The sequence below is a fragment of the Candidatus Arsenophonus triatominarum genome (genome assembly GCF_001640365.1).
Classification (GTDB): Bacteria; Pseudomonadota; Gammaproteobacteria; order Enterobacterales; family Enterobacteriaceae; genus Arsenophonus; species Arsenophonus triatominarum.
In genome coordinates this window covers 24,839-43,261 of sequence record NZ_LWMI01000014.1, presented here as the reverse complement: position 1 = coordinate 43,261, position 18,423 = coordinate 24,839, and the positions used below count along the sequence as shown (strand labels likewise).

Below are 18,423 nucleotides of genomic sequence, written 5' to 3'. Positions count from 1 at the left end.
GAGTATATACCGTAATTATTACAGCTAGATCAGGGATGATACATTATCTAATAAATAGCCATATAACTCAGCTCGGCCTCTTTGGTTAAACAACATTTGTTCAATATTATTTAGTTCTAAAAATGATTTTACAAATTTAGTCAGAGATCCATAAGGTGTTTTGTTTAAGTTATTTGCTATGGACTTCATTGCGTTAGACACAAACAAACCACATGCGTTAGGTGCATTTTCTTGGAGTGATTCTTTCACTACTGAAACTTCATTTGTGCCAAGAGAGCCGGCAAGTGTTTTTATGAAATTCATTTCTTTGTTATTTAGATAATTTGTACTATCAAACAATATTGCTGATTTATCTCCCGACTCAGTCGTAGACAACCCAAACAAAACCCAATGACCTCTAAACAATAGGGGAATAAAATCTCCTAGTGAAGGTATTTGTTTTCCTTTATTGTCAATGTTTAGTAATGTAGACAATAATTTTTGTGGTATATGTTCATTATCTGTATTAGTCTTAACTTAATCCGACAATTCTGATTTAAAAAAGAGCGTTACCGGTTTTAATTAACATCATTAGATAATTAAATAAAAGGTAATTCTATGTATCAAACAAATAATCCTATCATCAAACATAAAGTCGGGTTACTTAACCTCGCTGAAGAGCTTAATAACGTCTCAAAAGCCTGTAAGATTATGGGGGTATCCCGAGATACGTTTTATCGCTACCAGGAACTTGTTAACGATGGTGGGATAGACGCTTTAATTAATCAAAATCGACGGGTGCCTAACGTAAAAAATAGAGTAGATGAACAGATTGAAAGCGCTGTAGTCGAGTATGCGATTGAATACCCTGCACACGGTCAACACCGCAGTAGTAATGAACTAAGAAAAAAAGGCATTTTTGTTTCGGGGAGTGGCGTTCGCTCTATTTGGCTGCGCCATAATCTCGAAAATTTTACAAAACGCCTAAAAGCGCTTGAAGATAAAATCGCAACAGAAGGAATTATCCTGTCAGAATCACAAATCAGTGCTCTAGAAAAGAAAGCGCAAGATGATGAAGCCTGTGGTGAGATTGAAACAGCGCATCCAGGTTATCTGGGTTCACAAGATACTTTTTATGTCGGTCATTTAAAAGGCGTTGGTCGTGTTTATCAACAAACTTACATTGATACTTACAGTAAAGTCGTTCATTGTAAGCTTTACACAACAAAAAGCGCGATAACGGCGGCAGATTTATTAAATGACAAGGTTCTCCCTTTTTATTCCCAGCATGGGTTACCGGTGTTACGTATACTGACGGACAGAGGCAGTGAGTATTGTGGTAAAGTTGAACATCACGATTATCAACTTTATCTCGCTATCAATGATATTGATCATACAAAAACTAAAGCTCGTTCACCTCAAACTAATGGGATTTGTGAACGCTTTCATAGAACTGTATTACAAGAGTTCTATCAGGTGGCTTTTCGTAAGAAAATCTATAGGGCTTTAAATGAATTACAAGCTGATTTAGATAAATGGTTAGCGGAATATAATAACCAACGCACTCATCAAGGAAAAATGTGTTGCGGTCGAACTCCTATGGCAACTTTACACGATGGAAAACAACTTTGGAGAGAGAAAGATTTAAATCAAATTTAACCTGACAGGTACTGTATAAATAACCGGCAACTGTCAGATTAAGTCTGAGCTACTACACATTATCAATAGCAGTAGCGGCTATTTCTACCGCATCATGGAATTTAAAACCACCTTCTTTACTATTCAGTGATTTAGAAATGGAGTCTAACTCCGCTGATGTGATTAATCGGTTTGTGTGGAAAAATGATGAGCTGACGGGTTCTCCATCATCAACACAGACACAAAAGTTTACATTTTTATTTATTTCTTCTAAAATTTCTTCTCTCTGTTGTGATCTTTCTTGTGTTTCAAAACCCGCCATGATTAAGATTTTATCAGGTATAGACCATGCCTCTTCTGGTATTGTATTTTTATTTTTTCCTTGCACAATCTCCCATAACTTTAAACTATCTTTTCCTAACTGTTCCTTTATATAGGGATGCCCCTCTTCCTTTCCTGTATACAAATCGAAAAGAAAAGATTCAGCCTCTAATCCAGCAGGACTATTCTCACATGCTAGTGTAAACAAACAATCAATACTAAAATCATCGTTATTTCGAGCGGCGCTTTTTAAAGCTTCAAGTGAAGGAAAGTTATATGCATATTCTATTTTGTTATTCTCTTTTGCATGAACAGAATATGTACTTAATGATAGTGGGTAAGAAACAGAAAGTGCAGTCATTTGCAGTCCTTATTATTTTAATAAAAATAAAGTCAGTTCTTCAGATTGTTTAACTCCGCATCGTTTAGCCCTGTGGAAAGCTTAATGACTTCTCTATCAACACCATTAGCAAGAAGCTGGCGGGCGATCTGAATTCGGGTTTCCTGTCGGCCTTTCAGCTTCAGCTGCTCTGCAATAGTCATAAAATCCTCCCGGTAAGTCGGTGTCTTTTCCGCTAGGGTTCGTATGAATCCCTCGCCATCAATTGTATTCCCTGCTTTAGCTATATAATATAATAAACTCTTGCATTGTTCTTTGGAATACTGCCATTTTTCTATTAGAGTAGCTAACTCTACGGCAAGTTCCAACATATCTCGCGTTCGGATGTGCTTTTGTACGAGTTGCAGAAGTGCTACTCGGCGGTGCGTTAAGATCTCTTCATCCGGTATCGTGGTAATATCAACTAGCGGAAAGGCTCGCTGATACACCATAGCAGCCAGTTCTGGCTCACAGAGACAGTCTAACCATTTAGTGCTGTACGGATAGGGCGACGTGATGCCATGGTAGAACAGTAGCGGGATCACTACCGGCAAAGTGTCGTTGCCTTGCTCAATATGGCGCTGCATGGCTGCCACACTGTACCTTAAGAAGCCTAAATGCCATTAGCTTTTCAGGGGCGGCTCTGGTGCTCAATCAAACAAAGAATATACCCATCTTGCCCGCTCGAAGTCTTCATCGAATACAGCATATCTGAACAGTGGGGGCGCAGGTCGTCTTCGATAAAGCTGCCTGACTCCATCGCAAGAGTGCTAAAATCGCAATAAGCATGTTGCTCAATAGTGAAATAAAGTTGCTTAAAATAAAAACAAGTTAGATACATCTAAAAAATACAAAAATAGTTTATTTTTTAATCTTACATAGGTTATTTTTAATGCAAAAATTGATTATTTTATCATCAGCGGCTGGTTTTTTTGTAAGTCATAATTAATTTTGCTATTGAGCAACAGGCTTAATGTTATCGCAGATGAGGCGGCAAATGTATTTGCAAGAAATTTCTTGCTACAGCGATATCGCCAAGGAACTTTTTAAACAACGAATCATGTTGGGATAGTGAAGATTTTTTCATCAAAATAGTTGCTGAATAGAGAGTTGCATTTTTTGTCACGCTATAGACAATAAAAAGAGGTTTAACTTAGAAAATAACGGTTTGAAATGATCAACAAAGAGCGGTTGTTACGAGATAATCGTTTATGTAAAGCAATCATTGGATTATCAGTCGAAGAATTGAAAAATTTAGCCGCTGAATTTTCAGCTTGTTATTTGATTTATCGGAAAAAGAATCGAAAAGATCACGAGCGGCAGATGGGTGCAGGGCAGAAAGGATTTATCCCAACCCCATTAGATAAACTGCTTTTTATTTTATTGTATTTAAAATGTTATCCGACCTATGATTTGCAAGGACTTCTTTTTGGTTTAGATAGAACACGGGTATGTCGCTGGGTAAAAATATTATTGCCGGTTTTAGAGATGACCTTGGGGCGAGAATGTGTTTTGCCCGCTCGTCAAATTCGCTCTGCTGAGGAATTTTTTCGCGCCTTTCCTGGAGTTAAAGACGTCTTTATTGATGGGACAGAGCGACCTGTCCAAAAGCCTAAGAATCTGCGTCGGCGAAAAAAAATGTATTCGGGAAAGAAAAGACAGACCACTCGAAAAGGGCTTATTATGACTGACGAAACGAGGAAAATTGGATTTATCCCCATGATCAAAAATGGGCGCCGTCACGATAAACGCTTACTCGATAAAGTCGATATAATTCGCCATATTCCCCCTGAGGTAACCATCTGGGCCGATACCGGTTTTCAAGGTATAGATAAACAGCATCCTAATACACAAATCCCAAAAAAAGGAACTCGAAAAAGACCTTTATCGCCTGAACAAAAACAAGAAAATAAAATAATCTCGGGCATCCGTATTACGGTTGAACACGCCATCGCGGGTATCAAGCGCCTCGGTTGTATGACCCAAATTTTACGGAATCGTAGACCCTTTATTGATGATACCTTTTTACTCCTTAGTGCCGGTCTTTGGAATTTCTAAAATTTACTTCAATCACCGAAATACCCTTATTTAACTATTAAGCAACACGCTTATCGTCAAAGTATACCTTGGGAATATTGCGATATTCTATCAAAATCTCAGCTTCTTCAACGAGCTAGACGGCTATCAATGCCTCTGCACGAACTTGGCATTATACTTATGCGAAAGAGTCAGCGTATCGGCAGGCATTATGGCGTTACTCTGGCTGGCTTCAGTGAGCACGCTATCGATTTCTCACTCATCACGCTATCCACTTTCCCACGCTTGCACGCAAGCTGACGGATGGTTTGCTTCTCGGCCTCGGTTATAATACACGAGTTTCGCACAGGCATATAAAATTCTAGAAATGGCTTAAAAGCAATGGTTAATTTGCAAGTTACTAAAACGTATAAATTTGTTTAAATTACAATAAGTTGCTTTTAATTCATAAGATTTTGTCTATTTATATATTATGCTGAATTAAACTTAAAAATAGAGCGTTTTTTATTGGTGCGAAACTCGTGTAGTAGATCGCAGAGGCGAGTGTGTAGATTTAACAACAGGGGTTTAACTGGGGAAAAAGTGTGTGTCAATTTTGTGACAGTGCTTTAGCACATCTACGAATACATAAGGATAAAATTTTATAACTTATAGGATAAGAAAACAAATAAGTAATTGATATAAAAATAAAAAGTAGATGTGCTACGCTGCATGGCATGCAAGAGGTCAGCGGTTCGATCCCGCTTAGCCCCACCAAATTTAAATTCCAGCCAATTTAGATTTAATCAATATTAAACCCCATTACTTACTATAGCTAGGCGACTTAATTTTGATTACAGCATATGTATTAAAAACAGGTCATCGATAGTGCATCCTGTTTCCATCTTTTTACGTTTAGCTTGAGACCATTTATGTTCTATAGGATTTAAATCTGGTGAATACACAGGCAAATATTCTATCTGGTGTCCTGCGTTTATAATTGCCTGTTCAATATTCTTACCTTTGTGAAAGCTAGCGTTGTCCATAAAAATAACAGAATTTTCAGGAAGTTCTGGGAGCAATATTTTTGTGATCCAAACATAAAAAACATCACGATTAATATTGCAATCAAATAATCCGATAGCAAAAAGGGTTGTTCCCAATAAAGCGCCAATAACATTTGTTCTTCCCTTAGCACCCCAGTTTTTCAGGCCAAAACAACGGTGACCTTTTGGGGAATAGCCGTGAGTTCGTGGAGTGTCATGTGAAAAACCACTTTCATCAATAAAAACAACAGATTTATCTTTTTTTTCATACTGTTGTCTTTTTTGCTGATGTGCCAGCCTGTCGCTTTCGTTGGTTTTTGGATGGAATAGAGTTTTTTTTATAGGTTAATCCCAGCTTTTTAAGGGATTGCCAAATAGTCTTTTTACAAACACCGAATCGCTCTGCCCGTTCCTTTTGGTAAGCATCTGGATACTGTTCCACATCTTTTGCTAAAGCATTTTTATCGAGCTTCCTCTTACGTGGCGTTGAATTTTTTGGCTCTGGTCGTTTAAGCCAACGTACTAAAGACGCTTTTCCAATACGGAATTGTTTCGCAGTTTCTCGAATTGTTAAACCTTCGGCTTTCCTTACAGATATTACTTTACGTCGAAAATCAATTGTATAACTCATAACACACCTTGTAATCAAAATTAAGTCGCCTAGCTATAACGTCATTTCCATTAAATAACCTAAAGTGTGTTGCTTAATAGTGAAATAAGGGTATTTCGGTGATTGAAGTAAATTTTAGGCTGTTCTGAGATGGAAATTCCAAAGACCGGCACTAAGGAGTAAAAAGGTATCATCAATAAAGGGTCTACGATTCCGTAAAATTTGGGTCATACAACCGAGGCGCTTGATACCCGCGATGGCGTGTTCAACCGTAATACGGATGCCCGAGATTATTTTATTTTCTTGTTTTTGTTCAGGCGATAAAGGTCTTTTTCGAGTTCCTTTTTTTGGGATTTGTGTATTAGGATGCTGTTTATCTATACCTTGAAAACCGGTATCGGCCCAGATGGTTACCTCAGGGGGAATATGGCGAATTATATCGACTTTATCGAGTAAGCGTTTATCGTGACGGCGCCCATTTTTGATCATGGGGATAAATCCAATTTTCCTCGTTTCGTCAGTCATAATAAGCCCTTTTCGAGTGGTCTGTCTTTTCTTTCCCGAATACATTTTTTTTCGCCGACGCAGATTCTTAGGCTTTTGGACAGGTCGCTCTGTCCCATCAATAAAGACGTCTTTAACTCCAGGAAAGGCGCGAAAAAATTCCTCAGCAGAGCGAATTTGACGAGCGGGCAAAACACATTCTCGCCCCAAGGTCATCTCTAAAACCGGCAATAATATTTTTACCCAGCGACATACCCGTGTTCTATCTAAACCAAAAAGAAGTCCTTGCAAATCATAGGTCGGATAACATTTTAAATACAATAAAATAAAAAGCAGTTTATCTAATGGGGTTGGGATAAATCCTTTCTGCCCTGCACCCATCTGCCGCTCGTGATCTTTTCGATTCTTTTTCCGATAAATCAAATAACAAGCTGAAAATTCAGCGGCTAAATTTTTCAATTCTTCGACTGATAATCCAATGATTGCTTTACATAAACGATTATCTCGTAACAACCGCTCTTTGTTGATCATTTCAAACCGTTATTTTCTAAGTTAAACCTCTTTTTATTGTCTATAGCGTGACAAAAAATGCAAGTCTCTATTCAGCAACTATTTTCTAGTCTTCCTTGAGGAAATTCACCTTTACGTGCAAACCAAAGTAAATATTCTTCGGATAAATCAATCAAAACCCGTGCTTTGTATTTACCGAATGGCATAACGGTATTAGCAATATCGATCAGATCCTGTTTCTGCATGCAGAATTCCACTATATTATTGGTTAATAGAACCAAACACGGCATTCGTTAATCAAGAATGCCGCTTTGCAATCATACTGTTAAATTATCACAGAACCAATCCCGTTATCGCTGCCGATAAGAAACTGACTAGCGTGGAACCATATAATAATTTTAAGCCAAAACTAGAAACAACATTTCCCTGTTTTTCATTGAGCCCTTTTATTGCTCCTGCAACAATGCCTATTGATGAAAAGTTAGCAAAAGAAACTAAAAAGACCGACAAAACACCTACTGAACGAGGGGATAATTCAGCGGCAACTTGTTTCAAATATCCCATAGCGACAAATTCATTAGACACTAATTTAGTGGCCATAATACTACCTACTTTAAGTGCATCTTCAGCAGGTATACCCAAGATCCATGCTAATGGATAAAACACATAGCCTAAACAATCCTGAAAGCTTATTCCTATCACTGCGCTGAAAATGGCGTTAATTCCGGCAATAATCGCAATAAATCCTATCAACATTGCCGCTACAATCAAAGCAACTTTAAAACCAGCCAGAATATATTCGCCTAACATTTCAAAAAAACTTTGTCCATCATGAAGATGACTGACTTGAATATCTTCTTCTTCGTCAACCGAATAGGGATTAATTAATGATAGAATAATGAATGTACTAAACATATTCAGGATCAGCGCTGCAACGACATACTTAGGATCAAGCATTCCCATATAGGCGCCTACAATCGCCATAGAAACCGTCGACATGGCTGTTGCTGCCATCGTATACATACGACATGGTGACATTCGACTCAATATATCTTTATATGCAATAAAGTTTTCTGACTGACCAAGGATTAATGAACTGACCGCATTAAAAGATTCCAGTTTTCCCATGCCATTAACTTTAGCCAGTAATGTTCCTATTATTTTAATAATAAAAGGTAGCACTTTGATATGTTGCAGAATGCCAATTAATGCTGAAACAAAAATAATTGGACATAATACCCGCAAAAAGAAGGTAGCAAGATTTGCATCCATCATGCCACCAAATACAAAATCAGTTCCTGCTGCGGCATAAACCAACAAATAGTCAAAAAATTTAGCAAATCCAGCCACAAATCCCTGACCAATATCTGAATTGAGGAAGAACCAGGCTAATATTAACTCAATAACTAATAGTTGAAAAACATAGCGAATGCGAATACTAGCACGATCGCTACTGGTTAAAATCGATAACCCACCAATAAGAATAATGGATAAAAGAAAGTGAAAAACGGCAGACATAAATATTTCCAAGTAGTTTTTTAATTTAACAAATACACGAATTTCGCACCAATAAAAAAACGCTCTATTTTTAAGTTTAATTCAGCATAATATATAAATAGAAAAAACCTTATAAATTAAAAGCAACTTATTGTAATTTAAACAAATTTATACATTTTAGTAACTTGCAAATTAACCATTGCTTTTAAGCCATTTCTGGAATTTTATATGCCTGTGCGAAGCTCGTGAAATAGTTATATTATTTTATGTAATAGAAAATAATCGGGCGTGATTTTAATCACTAAAAACCGTATTAAGTGGGTGATTTAACTTGCTGATAGCTACTTAATGATGAATAAAACGATTACGAAATCAAAGCAGTCAACAACCTGCGAATTACTACGCGAAAAGCCATAAAAGATTAATGTTCTTGTAGTAACTCCATTAATTCATTCTCATTAATAATTTTTATTCCTAACTCATTTGCTTTTGCCAATTTAGAACCAGCGGCTTCACCTGCGATCACCAGATCGGTTTTTTTAGAAACACTGGCAGTGACCTTTGCGCCAAGTAATATTAATTTGTCTTTAAGATCATCACGCGTTAAACGATTTAATGTACCGGTTAAAACTAGTGTTTTACCGGTAAATGGACTATTGGTTTTCTTAACTGGTATAGCTGGCCAGCTAATACCAATTTCGTTCACTAATTCATTAACAACATCGCGATTATGTTGTTCGTGAAAAAAATTAATAATGTGCTTTGCTACTATCTCGCCAACATCGGGTACCGTTTTTAGGGACTCTATATCTGCTGACATGAGTGAAGTTAACGTCGCATAATGTGTCGCCAAATTGCCCGCCGTTGCTTCGCCAACTTCCCGAATACCCAACGCATAAATAAAGCGGGCTAATGTGGTTTGTTTGGATTTATCAAGCGCATTAATTAGATTTTGTGCAGATTTTGGCCCCATATGCTCCAATCTGGCTAAAATATCAAGATTTAAACGGTAAAGATCGGCCGCTGTCGTTACATACTCTTTATCAACCAATTGATCAATAATCTTATCACCCATGCCTTCAATATCCATTGCTCGGCACGAAACAAAATGCTTCAAGGCACCCTTACGTTGTGCGACACAAATTAAACCACCAGTACAACGGATCACAGCCTCACCTTCAATACGTTCAATGGCTGTACCACAAACAGGGCAGTGAATAGGAAACCGAATTTCTCGGCTATCAGTAGAACGTTTTTCAGTGAGCACATTAACAATCTGCGGGATCACATCACCCGCTCTACGAATAACAACTGTATCCCCTATACGTATACCTAAACGTTCTATCTCATCAGCATTGTGCAATGTTGCATTGCTTACCGTGACCCCTGCAACCTGAACAGACTCTAATCGGGCAACCGGTGTAATAGCACCGGTACGTCCTACTTGAAATTCAACATCATGCAATAAAGTTATCTGTTCTTGAGCGGGAAATTTAAATGCCGTAGCCCAACGAGGAGCTCGAGCAACAAAACCAAGCTCTTCTTGCAGCGACAACGGATCCACTTTAACAACGACACCATCGATATCAAAACCTAAACCTAAACGCTCTTGCTCAATTTGATGGTAATAGGCTAAAACTTGTTGGCTATTTTGGCAAAGCGCTACCTTATCACTAACGGGTAAGCCCCATTTTTTAAACTGCATTAGACATTGATATTGGCTAGCAGGCAATTGTCCGCCCGCTAGCAAGCCGAAACCATAACAAAAAAAGGTTAATGGCCTTTTGGCAGTAATACGAGGATCAAGCTGACGTAATGACCCTGCTGCGGCATTGCGTGGATTGGCAAAAATTTTACCACCATTACGCCGAGCTTCTTCATTCAGCTTTTCAAAACCCCGATGAGTCATAAAAACTTCACCACGAATTTCAATACGCGCAGGAATATTATCGCCGGTCAAACGGAGTGGAATTACTCGAATGGTACGAATATTGGCCGTAATATTTTCGCCTGTTGTACCATCACCACGGGTCGCAGCCTGCACCAATTCGCCTTGTTCATATAACAAGCTAACCGCCAAACCATCTAATTTAAGTTCACAACAAAATGTCAACTGGCTATTATTTTTTAAACGATCATGTATTCGTTTATCAAAGGCTAAATAACTCTCTTCATCAAAAACGTTATCTAATGACAGCATCGGTATTTCATGGCGTACCTGCTCAAAAGCCGTTAATGGCGCAGCACCAACCCGTTGTGTTGGCGAATCAGCAGTGATCCATTCTGGATGCTCAGCCTCCAATTTTTTCAATTCCTGCATCATCCGATCATATTCTGCATCAGGTATTTCAGGCGTATCTAATACATGATAAAGATATTCATGATGCCGTAATTGCTGTTTAAGCCAAGCAAGATAATTTTGTTGTTCTTTCATTATTCACCATACAACTAAAGACAAAACCCCCCGCTATCACGGGGTCGATTACTAATCATCTAATATTTAAGTTAATGCTTTTCTAATTCGGCTATGATATTCCTCTATCATTTGGGGTGTCAGCATTTTGCGATCCTCATCAAGCACAACACCACCAACATCAGCCGCAATACGTTGTGCTGCTTGCAACATCAATTTGAAGTTTTGTGCTGAATCACCATATGAAGGTACCATCATAAATATAGATACACCCGGAGTGGTGAAATCAGACATGGCCTCTGGCTCAAAAGAACCGGGTTTCACCATATTGGCTAAGCTAAATAAAATCTGCCCAGAACCAGAAGGATCAATATGACGATGAAAGATCTGCCTTTCACCAAACTGAAAACCCGATTGAAAAATACTTTGTAACAACAGATCACCGCCTAAAACTTGACCTTGCAATGCCGCAACATGTAAAACAACAACAATATCCTTTTTATTAGCTTCGTCAGCTAAGTTACTTTGTTGTTCACCATCAGGATGTTCAACTCCACCAACAGCCTGTTGGCTGCTTTCTGCTGTGTTTGCTACGAAAGCGCCTTCCCTTTCTTCACTATTAATTGAATTTAGCGCAGGCTCAGAAATCTCAAGTTCAAGCTGTTTAGTCTGAACGCTCTTTTCTTGCTTAGCACGAAATCCAATTTCTACTTCAGTATCAGCTATGTGTGAATCATCGTTAGGTGTTTTCACTACCTTAGATGATTCAGATTTTCGGGAAGCAAATTGTTCATTTGCCTTCTGACTAGTCAATTCAGATGCTGATTGTTGTGCCTCCATCATTTTATCGCCAAGGGATGGATCGCCTGCACTCTCAAGGGTATCCTGATTAGGTTGTTTACGGCGCTTCATAGGGCGATCTTTAAATAGCTTCGAACGCTCTTTACGACTTGTCCAAAAGCCATGTAACAGTAAAGCTATTATAGCTATCGCACCAACGACCACTAATATTAGACGCAAATCCTGCATCGCTCTATCTCTGTTGTTTGAAAAAATAATCGCCACCATGGCGGTATCACTATATTAAGAGTATTTGCCAATAACGTTAAGTGCAACCCTCTACATAATTTTCTTACAAAAAGTTAGATATTTATTCTTTTTTCGCTGTTTTTTTAGCCAACAAAAGACTAGCCAGCTAAAAATCCTATCTATCACGAGTTTCGCACAAAACTAATTTGGGTACGCTAATAAAACACGGATGTGCTCAGTAATAGCATTTTTGATTACGTCCCAATTTTGTTGATAAAGGGTTATTTTTTCAGATATACGACGTTTATGTTGTTCAAACCACGCAGAAATAGCGAGAAAAATATGATTTCTTTGCGCTCGGCTAGTGCGAGCCTGACAGCGTTCAATACCACAATTTTGTTTAACTTCTCGATGATAAACTTCAACAGACCAACGGGCATCCATGATAGATTTGACGTATTGACGGGTGGGATTGTCTTTGTTTTTTACTAAGTAATCAATACGGCCGTTTTTGGCTATAAATTTGAAAACAGTCACCCAACCGTAGCCTCGTAAGTGTATTGGAGTTCCTTCTTCTGAGATGTCTAACTTGTTCAATTGTTTGTTATGGTTAACAATCCTGTTTTTCCTCCGCGTGGTTACCCAGACCCAACCATGAGAGCAAATTGATTTCAGATTATCCAGGCTAGAATACCAGGCATCCATCACTACCGCTTCTGGTATGATCCCTCTTTTTTTAGCAAGAGCGAGCATTTCGGAAAAGTGCGTGTTTTTTGTTTTTCCATCAGAATCTTTATCATAAATACGATAATCAATAGGAATTAATTCAACAGTTGTTAGATTATGCCAAAGTAAATTAACTAAACCTATGCCAGCAATAGCATCATGTTCATTACCTGAATATTGATAATGGACCATCTCTATTTTTTTACTACGTGTTTTGGCAATTAGTGTATCGTCAGCTATTAGTACAAAAGGGCTTTTTTTGTATAGATGTTTCAACTAATCTCCACAGGTCTTTAGGTCGAAAACACCTGCTTTTTAGCCATCGACTAATAGTGTCATGAGATAAAGGCGATGGGCTTACTTCTGATAACGCCAAACCAGAGTATCTTACACTGCTTACTTGTAAGAATGTTTTATAGATATTTTTAATGCATGGATAACCGGACAAAATATAAATACCCTAATTTTTTCTTGTTTTGAACTTTATACTTCTTTTTATGGAGATTGCGAAACTCGTGTCTATATGATACAAGATCAAACCTAAAGGAGATAATATGAAGTATGATTAATTCAATAAAATCACTAAAAACTGCGAATGGTTTCTATTATTTTGCTCAGGGATGGCAGCTAGTTACTCGTCCAGGTATAAGACGTTTTGTTATCTCACCCTTATTAGCAAATATTATTTTACTCGGTAGTGCCTTTTGGTGGCTTTACAGCAAATTAGGCGATTGGATCCAAACATTACTTTCTTATGTTCCCAGTTGGATGCAGTGGTTAAGTTATCTAATATGGCCTATTGCGGTGATCTCTATTTTACTTATATTTGGCTACTTCTTTAGTACTATCGCCAATTTTATTGCTTCTCCTTTTAATGGCTGGTTAGCTGAAAAATTGGAAGCCGAATTAACAGGAACACCCGCGCCCAATACCAGTTTTACGGTACTTATTGCCGACATACCGCGGATCTTAGCGCGGGAAGTAACAAAATTATGTTACTACCTTATTCGTGTTATTCCGTTGCTGATCCTGTTTTTCATTCCCGGTATTGCTCAGACAATCGCACCGATTTTATGGTTTTTATTTGGTGCCTGGATGATGGCAATTCAATATTGTGATTATCCTTTTGATAACCATAAAGTAAAATTTGATCAAATGAAGTTGGTGCTTGCCAATAATCGAACAACCAGTATCCAGTTTGGTGCATTAGTCAATCTGCTGACGATGATCCCTATTATCAATCTGGTTATCATGCCCGTCGCAATCTGTGGTGCAACAGCAATGTGGGTTGATCTCTACCGTCTGAAACATAACAGTCATTAACTCAAACACTGAAGTTAGCTAAAATTCCTTACCCTAACTTCAGCTATTCTCAGATAGTAATAATAATCAAAATAAATGATTGTGGCATATTTGATGTTAGTATCCACAGTCAACATAAAAATTAAGCTTAATTTACTAAAAATAGTTATTAGTTACCACCAAATATCCCGTTATATCAGTTAGTAAAAATTAATCAAAGCGACGATAAACACCTGTGCGATATAACATAGGATAAAATTTTTATTTCCAAAATAATTCGCTTAGCGTATGGTGCTTAGTACTATATTTGAACATGTTTATAGCTTCTGAAAAATAGTAAGGACGATTGATGAGCAACATCTTTGAAGATAACTCGCTAACTATTGGTCATACTCCATTAGTTCGTTTGAAACACTTTGGTAACGGAAATTTGTTAGCAAAAATCGAATCACGTAACCCAAGTTTTAGCGTAAAATGCCGCATTGGTGCGAATATGATTTGGGACGCAGAAAAAAAAGGTCTGTTAACCCCTAAACTAGACAAATTGACAACCAATAAAACTTTAATCGAGCCGACCAGTGGCAATACCGGAATTGCCCTAGCTTACGTTGCCGCTGCACGCGGATATAAGCTTACCTTGACCATGCCTGAAACAATGAGCCTAGAGCGGCGTAAATTATTAAAAGCGCTTGGCGCTAATTTAGTCTTAACTGAAGGTGCTAAGGGCATGAAGGGCGCCATTGAAAAAGCCATCGAAATTGTTGCCACTGCTCCCGATCGTTATCTTCTTTTGCAACAGTTTAATAATCCAGCCAATCCTGGTATTCACCAAAAAACGACTGGACCTGAAATTTGGCAAGATACTGATGGTGAGATAGCCGCTGTCGTGGCTGGAGTTGGTACCGGTGGTACAATTACTGGCATCGGCCGTTATCTAAAAAAGAGAGCAGGCGGTGAAGCCATTAAAATGATTGCTGTCGAGCCAGCCGCATCGCCAGTAATAAGCCAGACATTAGCTGGCCTAGAAATAAAACCTGGTCCACATAAAATCCAAGGCATAGGTGCTGGTTTTATCCCTGATAACCTGGATCTTGCTCTTATTGATGATGTGTTTGCTATTAGCGATGATGAATCGATACAAACCGCTCGTCTAATTATGCAGAAAGAAGGTATTTTAGCCGGTATATCATCAGGCACTGCGGTTGCCGCAGCGGTAAAATTAGCGGCAAAACCAGCGTTTCAAAATAAGAATATTGTGGTTATTTTACCTTCTTCCGGTGAACGTTATTTGAGTACAGATTTATTTTCTGCTACCAAAGCAAGCTAATGACTATTTTTGCGCACAATTAGCTAAAAAAGCACTTTAAAAGTGCTTTTTTGTGTCGTAGATCAAAGTTTAGTGTGTATTAAGATGATTTCTTGAAACGAGTTTAGTATTTAAATCATTAATTATTTCGACAATCGAAATTAATCAAAAAATAAGCAGTGAAAATTTACAAATAGGGCATAAACTAGGCAAATTAGCATGTCTGGCTCTATAATGTCGATATACATAAAATTTATGATTGATAATGGAAAAAAAACGTTTTTCTTTTATTATCACTGAAAAGTAATACGCAAATCCAGATTATTTCAGCTAAAATATTTTGGATTTACTAATAAAAAATATTAAGTTTGTTGAGGGAAAAAATATGTTCCAACAAGAAGTCACCATCACAGCACCTAATGGTCTTCACACTCGCCCGGCGGCTCAGTTTGTCAAAAAGGCAAAAAGTTTTTCTTCTGAAATTACACTTTCCTATAACGGCAAATCTGCGAGCGCTAAAAGTTTATTTAAACTACAAACACTCGGCCTGACTCAAGGAACTATTGTCACTATTTCTGCTGAAGGTGAAGATGAGCAGAAAGCAGTAGAACATCTAGTTAAACTAATGGCCGAATTGGAGTAATGACATACGGGCAATATAACATTTATCTTCTATTTTTTATCCCTGGATACCTTTATCTGGGGATATCTATTTAACCATAAGTATCAAAGCCAGTCCTATGAGCTAGCTATTTTTCGCCCATTGGTAGTAAGGTAACATTTATGATTTCAGGAATTTCAGTATCACCAGGTATCGCCTTCGGCAAGGCGTTAACTCTTAAAGAAGCGCCAATTGTTGTCAATCAAAAGAAAATTTCTGACGACCAAATTGACAGTGAAATTAACCGCTTTATTGCTGGACGCGAAAAAGCAATAGCACAATTAAAAACGATAAAAAAAACCGCAGAAAAAAATCTTGGTGAAGAAAAAGCGGAAATATTTGAAGGTCATATAATGCTGCTTGAAGATGAAGAACTTGAGCAGGAAATTTTTTCTTTCATCAAAAAAGAGCACAAAACTGCGGATGCTGCAGCCCAAAAAGTGATTGAAGAACAAGCCACAGCATTAGAAGAATTAAATGACGAATACCTCAAGGAACGTGCCGCTGACGTCAGAGATATTGGTAAACGCCTACTAAAAAATATTTTAGGATTGCCTATTGTTGATCTTGGTTCAATTACAGAAGAAGTCATTTTGGTTGCGGCAGATCTTACCCCCTCTGAAACCGCACAATTAAACTTGAAGAAAGTCCTTGGCTTTATTACCGATATAGGTGGACGCACTTCTCATACTTCAATTATGGCCAGATCGCTGGAAATTCCGGCTATTGTTGGCACAAGCAATGCAACGAAGAACATCCAACCAAACGATTATCTTGTTTTAGATGCTCTCAATAACCATATTTATCAAAATCCATCTGATAGTGAGATTGACAAGCTTAAACAAATTAAAGATGAGTATTTACGTGAAAAAAGTGAGCTCGCAAAATTGAAAGATTTGTCCGCAATAACTTTAGATGGTCATCAAGTTGAAGTTTGCGCAAATATTGGTACTGTACGTGATGTAGAAGGTGCTGAGCGTAATGGTGCTGAAGGTGTGGGTCTGTACCGTACTGAATTTCTGTTTATGGATCGCAATAATTTACCTAGCGAAGAAGAACAATTTCAAGCTTATAAAGCGGTTGCGGAAGCTATGGGGCCACAGGCTATTATTATTCGTACCATGGATATTGGTGGGGATAAAGACCTTCCCTATATGAACCTACCGAAAGAAAAAAATCCTTTTCTTGGTTGGCGAGCAATTCGCATTTTCCTTGATCGCAAAGAAATCCTGCATGCTCAATTACGTGCTATCTTAAGAGCCTCTGTCTTCGGCCATCTACGTATTATGTTTCCCATGATCATTTCTGTGGAAGAAATTCGCACCTTGAAAGAAGAGCTAGCAATACTTAAACAGCAATTAATCGAGGAAAAGCACGCTTTCGATCAGTCGATTGAAGTTGGGATTATGATTGAAACACCAGCAGCTGCGGTTATTGCTCATCATTTAGCAAAAGAAGTCGATTTTTTTAGTATCGGAACCAATGATCTAACACAGTATACCTTAGCGGTTGATCGCGGAAATGATCTGATTTCTCACCTTTATAATCCAATGTCTCCTTCAGTGTTAAAACTTATTAAACAAGTTATTGATGCTTCTCATTCAGAAGGGAAATGGACAGGTATGTGTGGTGAGCTTGCTGGTGATGAACGTGCTACACTATTATTACTTGGTATGGGATTGGATGAATTTAGTATGAGTGCAATCTCAATCCCAACTATTAAAAAAATTATCCGAAATGCAAATTTCAAAGATGCAAAAACATTAGCAAAACAAGCTCTTAATCAACCGACAGCGAAGGAATTGATGGAGTTGGTTGAAACATTTATTAAAGAAAAAACACTTTGCTAAAATCATCAACCAACTCTTGACCCCATAAGAAAACAATTAATTAGGAGAAGATCCATGGGTCTGTTTGACAAACTCAAATCACTGGTTTCAGATGATAAAAATAGCACTGGTAATATTGATATTATTGCGCCAATTTCAGGTGAAGTTGTTAATATAGAAGATGTTCCAGATGTTGTTTTTGCCGAGAAAATTGTTGGCGATGGCATTGCTATCAAGCCTACTGGAAACAAAATTGTTGCTCCAGTTGATGGAACTATTGGTAAAATATTTAAAACGAACCATGCATTTTCTATCGAATCAGATAATGGTATTGAGTTATTTGTCCATTGCGGTATTGATACAGTTGAATTAAAGGGTAAAGGATTCACCCGCATAGCAGAGGAAGGACAAAAAATACAAAAAGGAGATTTAGTGCTTGAACTTGATCTTCCTCTATTAGAAGAAAAAGCAAAATCGACATTAACACCTGTGGTCATTTCTAATATGGATGAAATAAAAGAGCTAACTAAACTTAGTGGTTCTGTTATTGTAGGTGAAACCGTTATTATGCAGATCAAAAAATAAACTACTATTCTTCCCTTCATTAATTATTTATGAAGGGAACTTCTTCGCTATTTAATAACAAGAATTGTTTCC

At 37.8% G+C, this 18,423-nt stretch carries 17 protein-coding genes and 3 pseudogenes; 7 read left to right on the top strand and 13 right to left on the bottom strand.

Going from position 1 to position 18,423, the window contains the following annotated elements:
• Positions 1-24: 24 nt before the first annotated feature.
• A pseudogene (locus AYJ55_RS12655) lies at positions 25-498 on the bottom strand (C48 family peptidase); the annotation flags it as partial.
• 99 nt (positions 499-597) lie between these two features.
• On the opposite strand from AYJ55_RS12655, the gene AYJ55_RS12650 reads away from it, so the two are divergent.
• Positions 598-1,638, top strand: coding sequence for an IS481 family transposase (locus AYJ55_RS12650; protein WP_063656735.1), 1,041 nt, complete (start codon positions 598-600; stop codon positions 1,636-1,638).
• A 52-nt stretch (positions 1,639-1,690) separates the two neighbouring features.
• Here AYJ55_RS12650 and AYJ55_RS12645 read toward each other — a convergent pair whose 3' ends face one another.
• The 4 genes from AYJ55_RS12645 to AYJ55_RS26095 all read right to left on the bottom strand — a co-directional run bounded on the left by AYJ55_RS12645 (position 1,691) and on the right by AYJ55_RS26095 (position 3,404).
• Positions 1,691-2,299, bottom strand: coding sequence for a C48 family peptidase (locus AYJ55_RS12645; protein ID WP_063656733.1), 609 nt, complete (start codon positions 2,297-2,299; stop codon positions 1,691-1,693).
• Between the two features lie 32 nt (positions 2,300-2,331).
• Positions 2,332-2,904, bottom strand: a complete 573-nt coding sequence (locus AYJ55_RS36040; RefSeq protein WP_425393804.1) for an Rpn family recombination-promoting nuclease/putative transposase — start codon at positions 2,902-2,904, stop codon at positions 2,332-2,334.
• 44 nt (positions 2,905-2,948) lie between these two features.
• Positions 2,949-3,077 (bottom strand): Rpn family recombination-promoting nuclease/putative transposase, encoded by a 129-nt coding sequence (locus tag AYJ55_RS36035; protein ID WP_425393803.1) that lies wholly within the window; start codon positions 3,075-3,077, stop codon positions 2,949-2,951.
• A gap of 216 nt (positions 3,078-3,293) precedes the next feature.
• Positions 3,294-3,404 carry an Rpn family recombination-promoting nuclease/putative transposase gene (locus AYJ55_RS26095; protein WP_425393802.1) on the bottom strand — a complete coding sequence of 37 codons (111 nt, stop codon included), beginning with the start codon at positions 3,402-3,404 and terminating at the stop codon, positions 3,294-3,296.
• Positions 3,405-3,490: 86 nt separating this feature from the next.
• Between AYJ55_RS26095 and AYJ55_RS12635 the strand changes: the two genes are divergently transcribed.
• The gene (locus AYJ55_RS12635) at positions 3,491-4,375 is read left to right on the top strand and encodes a transposase family protein (protein ID WP_063656731.1); all 885 of its coding nucleotides are present in this window, start codon (positions 3,491-3,493) and stop codon (positions 4,373-4,375) included.
• An 812-nt stretch (positions 4,376-5,187) separates the two neighbouring features.
• Here the strand turns inward: AYJ55_RS12635 and AYJ55_RS12630 are convergent.
• The 8 genes and pseudogenes from AYJ55_RS12630 to AYJ55_RS12595 all read right to left on the bottom strand — a co-directional run bounded on the left by AYJ55_RS12630 (position 5,188) and on the right by AYJ55_RS12595 (position 13,116).
• Positions 5,188-5,676 carry an IS630 family transposase gene (locus tag AYJ55_RS12630; protein WP_063653499.1) on the bottom strand — a complete coding sequence of 163 codons (489 nt, stop codon included), beginning with the start codon at positions 5,674-5,676 and terminating at the stop codon, positions 5,188-5,190.
• Positions 5,645-6,010 carry an IS630 transposase-related protein gene (locus AYJ55_RS12625; RefSeq protein WP_063653415.1) on the bottom strand — a complete coding sequence of 122 codons (366 nt, stop codon included), beginning with the start codon at positions 6,008-6,010 and terminating at the stop codon, positions 5,645-5,647. The genes AYJ55_RS12630 and AYJ55_RS12625 overlap by 32 nt, the downstream gene beginning before the upstream one ends.
• Positions 6,011-6,124: 114 nt before the next feature.
• Positions 6,125-7,024, bottom strand: coding sequence for a transposase family protein (locus AYJ55_RS12620; protein WP_063653812.1), 900 nt, complete (start codon positions 7,022-7,024; stop codon positions 6,125-6,127).
• An 86-nt stretch (positions 7,025-7,110) separates the two neighbouring features.
• Positions 7,111-7,248: pseudogene (locus AYJ55_RS12615) on the bottom strand (DUF3820 family protein); the annotation flags it as partial.
• 88 nt (positions 7,249-7,336) lie between these two features.
• Entirely contained in the window at positions 7,337-8,521 is a 1,185-nt protein-coding gene (locus tag AYJ55_RS12610; RefSeq protein ID WP_063656954.1) for a NupC/NupG family nucleoside CNT transporter, read from the bottom strand.
• Between the two features lie 400 nt (positions 8,522-8,921).
• Positions 8,922-10,934, bottom strand: coding sequence for an NAD-dependent DNA ligase LigA (ligA, locus tag AYJ55_RS12605; protein ID WP_063656729.1), 2,013 nt, complete (start codon positions 10,932-10,934; stop codon positions 8,922-8,924).
• Positions 10,935-11,000: 66 nt separating this feature from the next.
• A complete protein-coding gene (gene zipA / locus AYJ55_RS12600; RefSeq protein ID WP_063656727.1) occupies positions 11,001-11,942 on the bottom strand; it encodes a cell division protein ZipA in 942 nt (313 codons plus the stop codon).
• Positions 11,943-12,143: 201 nt separating this feature from the next.
• Positions 12,144-13,116, bottom strand: a pseudogene (locus AYJ55_RS12595) (IS701 family transposase).
• A gap of 113 nt (positions 13,117-13,229) precedes the next feature.
• Between AYJ55_RS12595 and cysZ the strand changes: the two are divergent.
• The 5 genes from cysZ (at position 13,230) to crr (ending at position 18,351) form a co-directional block, all read left to right on the top strand.
• Positions 13,230-13,991, top strand: a complete 762-nt coding sequence (gene cysZ / locus AYJ55_RS12590) for a sulfate transporter CysZ (protein ID WP_063656725.1) — start codon at positions 13,230-13,232, stop codon at positions 13,989-13,991.
• A 328-nt stretch (positions 13,992-14,319) separates the two neighbouring features.
• Positions 14,320-15,297 (top strand): cysteine synthase A, encoded by a 978-nt coding sequence (cysK, locus tag AYJ55_RS12585; RefSeq protein ID WP_063656723.1) that lies wholly within the window; start codon positions 14,320-14,322, stop codon positions 15,295-15,297.
• Positions 15,298-15,661: 364 nt separating this feature from the next.
• On the top strand, positions 15,662-15,919 hold the full coding sequence (gene ptsH / locus AYJ55_RS12580; protein ID WP_063656953.1) for a phosphocarrier protein Hpr: 258 nt from the start codon (positions 15,662-15,664) through the stop codon (positions 15,917-15,919).
• A gap of 140 nt (positions 15,920-16,059) precedes the next feature.
• Positions 16,060-17,787, top strand: coding sequence for a phosphoenolpyruvate-protein phosphotransferase PtsI (gene ptsI, locus AYJ55_RS12575; RefSeq protein WP_063656721.1), 1,728 nt, complete (start codon positions 16,060-16,062; stop codon positions 17,785-17,787).
• A gap of 54 nt (positions 17,788-17,841) precedes the next feature.
• Complete coding sequence (gene crr, locus AYJ55_RS12570; RefSeq protein WP_063656719.1) at positions 17,842-18,351, top strand: PTS glucose transporter subunit IIA; 510 nt, start codon at positions 17,842-17,844, stop codon at positions 18,349-18,351.
• The last annotated feature ends 72 nt before the right edge of the window (positions 18,352-18,423 follow it).

Excerpts from the sequence above, each read along its gene's own strand:
- AYJ55_RS12650 (WP_063656735.1), top strand. The coding sequence starts at position 598 with ATGTATCAAACAAATAATCCTATCATCAAACATAAAGTCGGGTTACTT.
- AYJ55_RS12645 (WP_063656733.1), bottom strand. The coding sequence starts at position 2,299 with ATGACTGCACTTTCTGTTTCTTACCCACTATCATTAAGTACATATTCT.
- AYJ55_RS36040 (WP_425393804.1), bottom strand. The coding sequence starts at position 2,904 with ATGCAGCGCCATATTGAGCAAGGCAACGACACTTTGCCGGTAGTGATC.
- AYJ55_RS36035 (WP_425393803.1), bottom strand. The coding sequence starts at position 3,077 with ATGGAGTCAGGCAGCTTTATCGAAGACGACCTGCGCCCCCACTGTTCA.
- AYJ55_RS26095 (WP_425393802.1), bottom strand. The coding sequence starts at position 3,404 with ATGAAAAAATCTTCACTATCCCAACATGATTCGTTGTTTAAAAAGTTC.
- AYJ55_RS12635 (WP_063656731.1), top strand. The coding sequence starts at position 3,491 with ATGATCAACAAAGAGCGGTTGTTACGAGATAATCGTTTATGTAAAGCA.
- AYJ55_RS12625 (WP_063653415.1), bottom strand. The coding sequence starts at position 6,010 with ATGAGTTATACAATTGATTTTCGACGTAAAGTAATATCTGTAAGGAAA.
- AYJ55_RS12620 (WP_063653812.1), bottom strand. The coding sequence starts at position 7,024 with ATGATCAACAAAGAGCGGTTGTTACGAGATAATCGTTTATGTAAAGCA.
- AYJ55_RS12610 (WP_063656954.1), bottom strand. The coding sequence starts at position 8,521 with ATGTCTGCCGTTTTTCACTTTCTTTTATCCATTATTCTTATTGGTGGG.
- ligA (WP_063656729.1), bottom strand. The coding sequence starts at position 10,934 with ATGAAAGAACAACAAAATTATCTTGCTTGGCTTAAACAGCAATTACGG.
- zipA (WP_063656727.1), bottom strand. The coding sequence starts at position 11,942 with ATGCAGGATTTGCGTCTAATATTAGTGGTCGTTGGTGCGATAGCTATA.
- cysZ (WP_063656725.1), top strand. The coding sequence starts at position 13,230 with ATGATTAATTCAATAAAATCACTAAAAACTGCGAATGGTTTCTATTAT.
- cysK (WP_063656723.1), top strand. The coding sequence starts at position 14,320 with ATGAGCAACATCTTTGAAGATAACTCGCTAACTATTGGTCATACTCCA.
- ptsH (WP_063656953.1), top strand. The coding sequence starts at position 15,662 with ATGTTCCAACAAGAAGTCACCATCACAGCACCTAATGGTCTTCACACT.
- ptsI (WP_063656721.1), top strand. The coding sequence starts at position 16,060 with ATGATTTCAGGAATTTCAGTATCACCAGGTATCGCCTTCGGCAAGGCG.
- crr (WP_063656719.1), top strand. The coding sequence starts at position 17,842 with ATGGGTCTGTTTGACAAACTCAAATCACTGGTTTCAGATGATAAAAAT.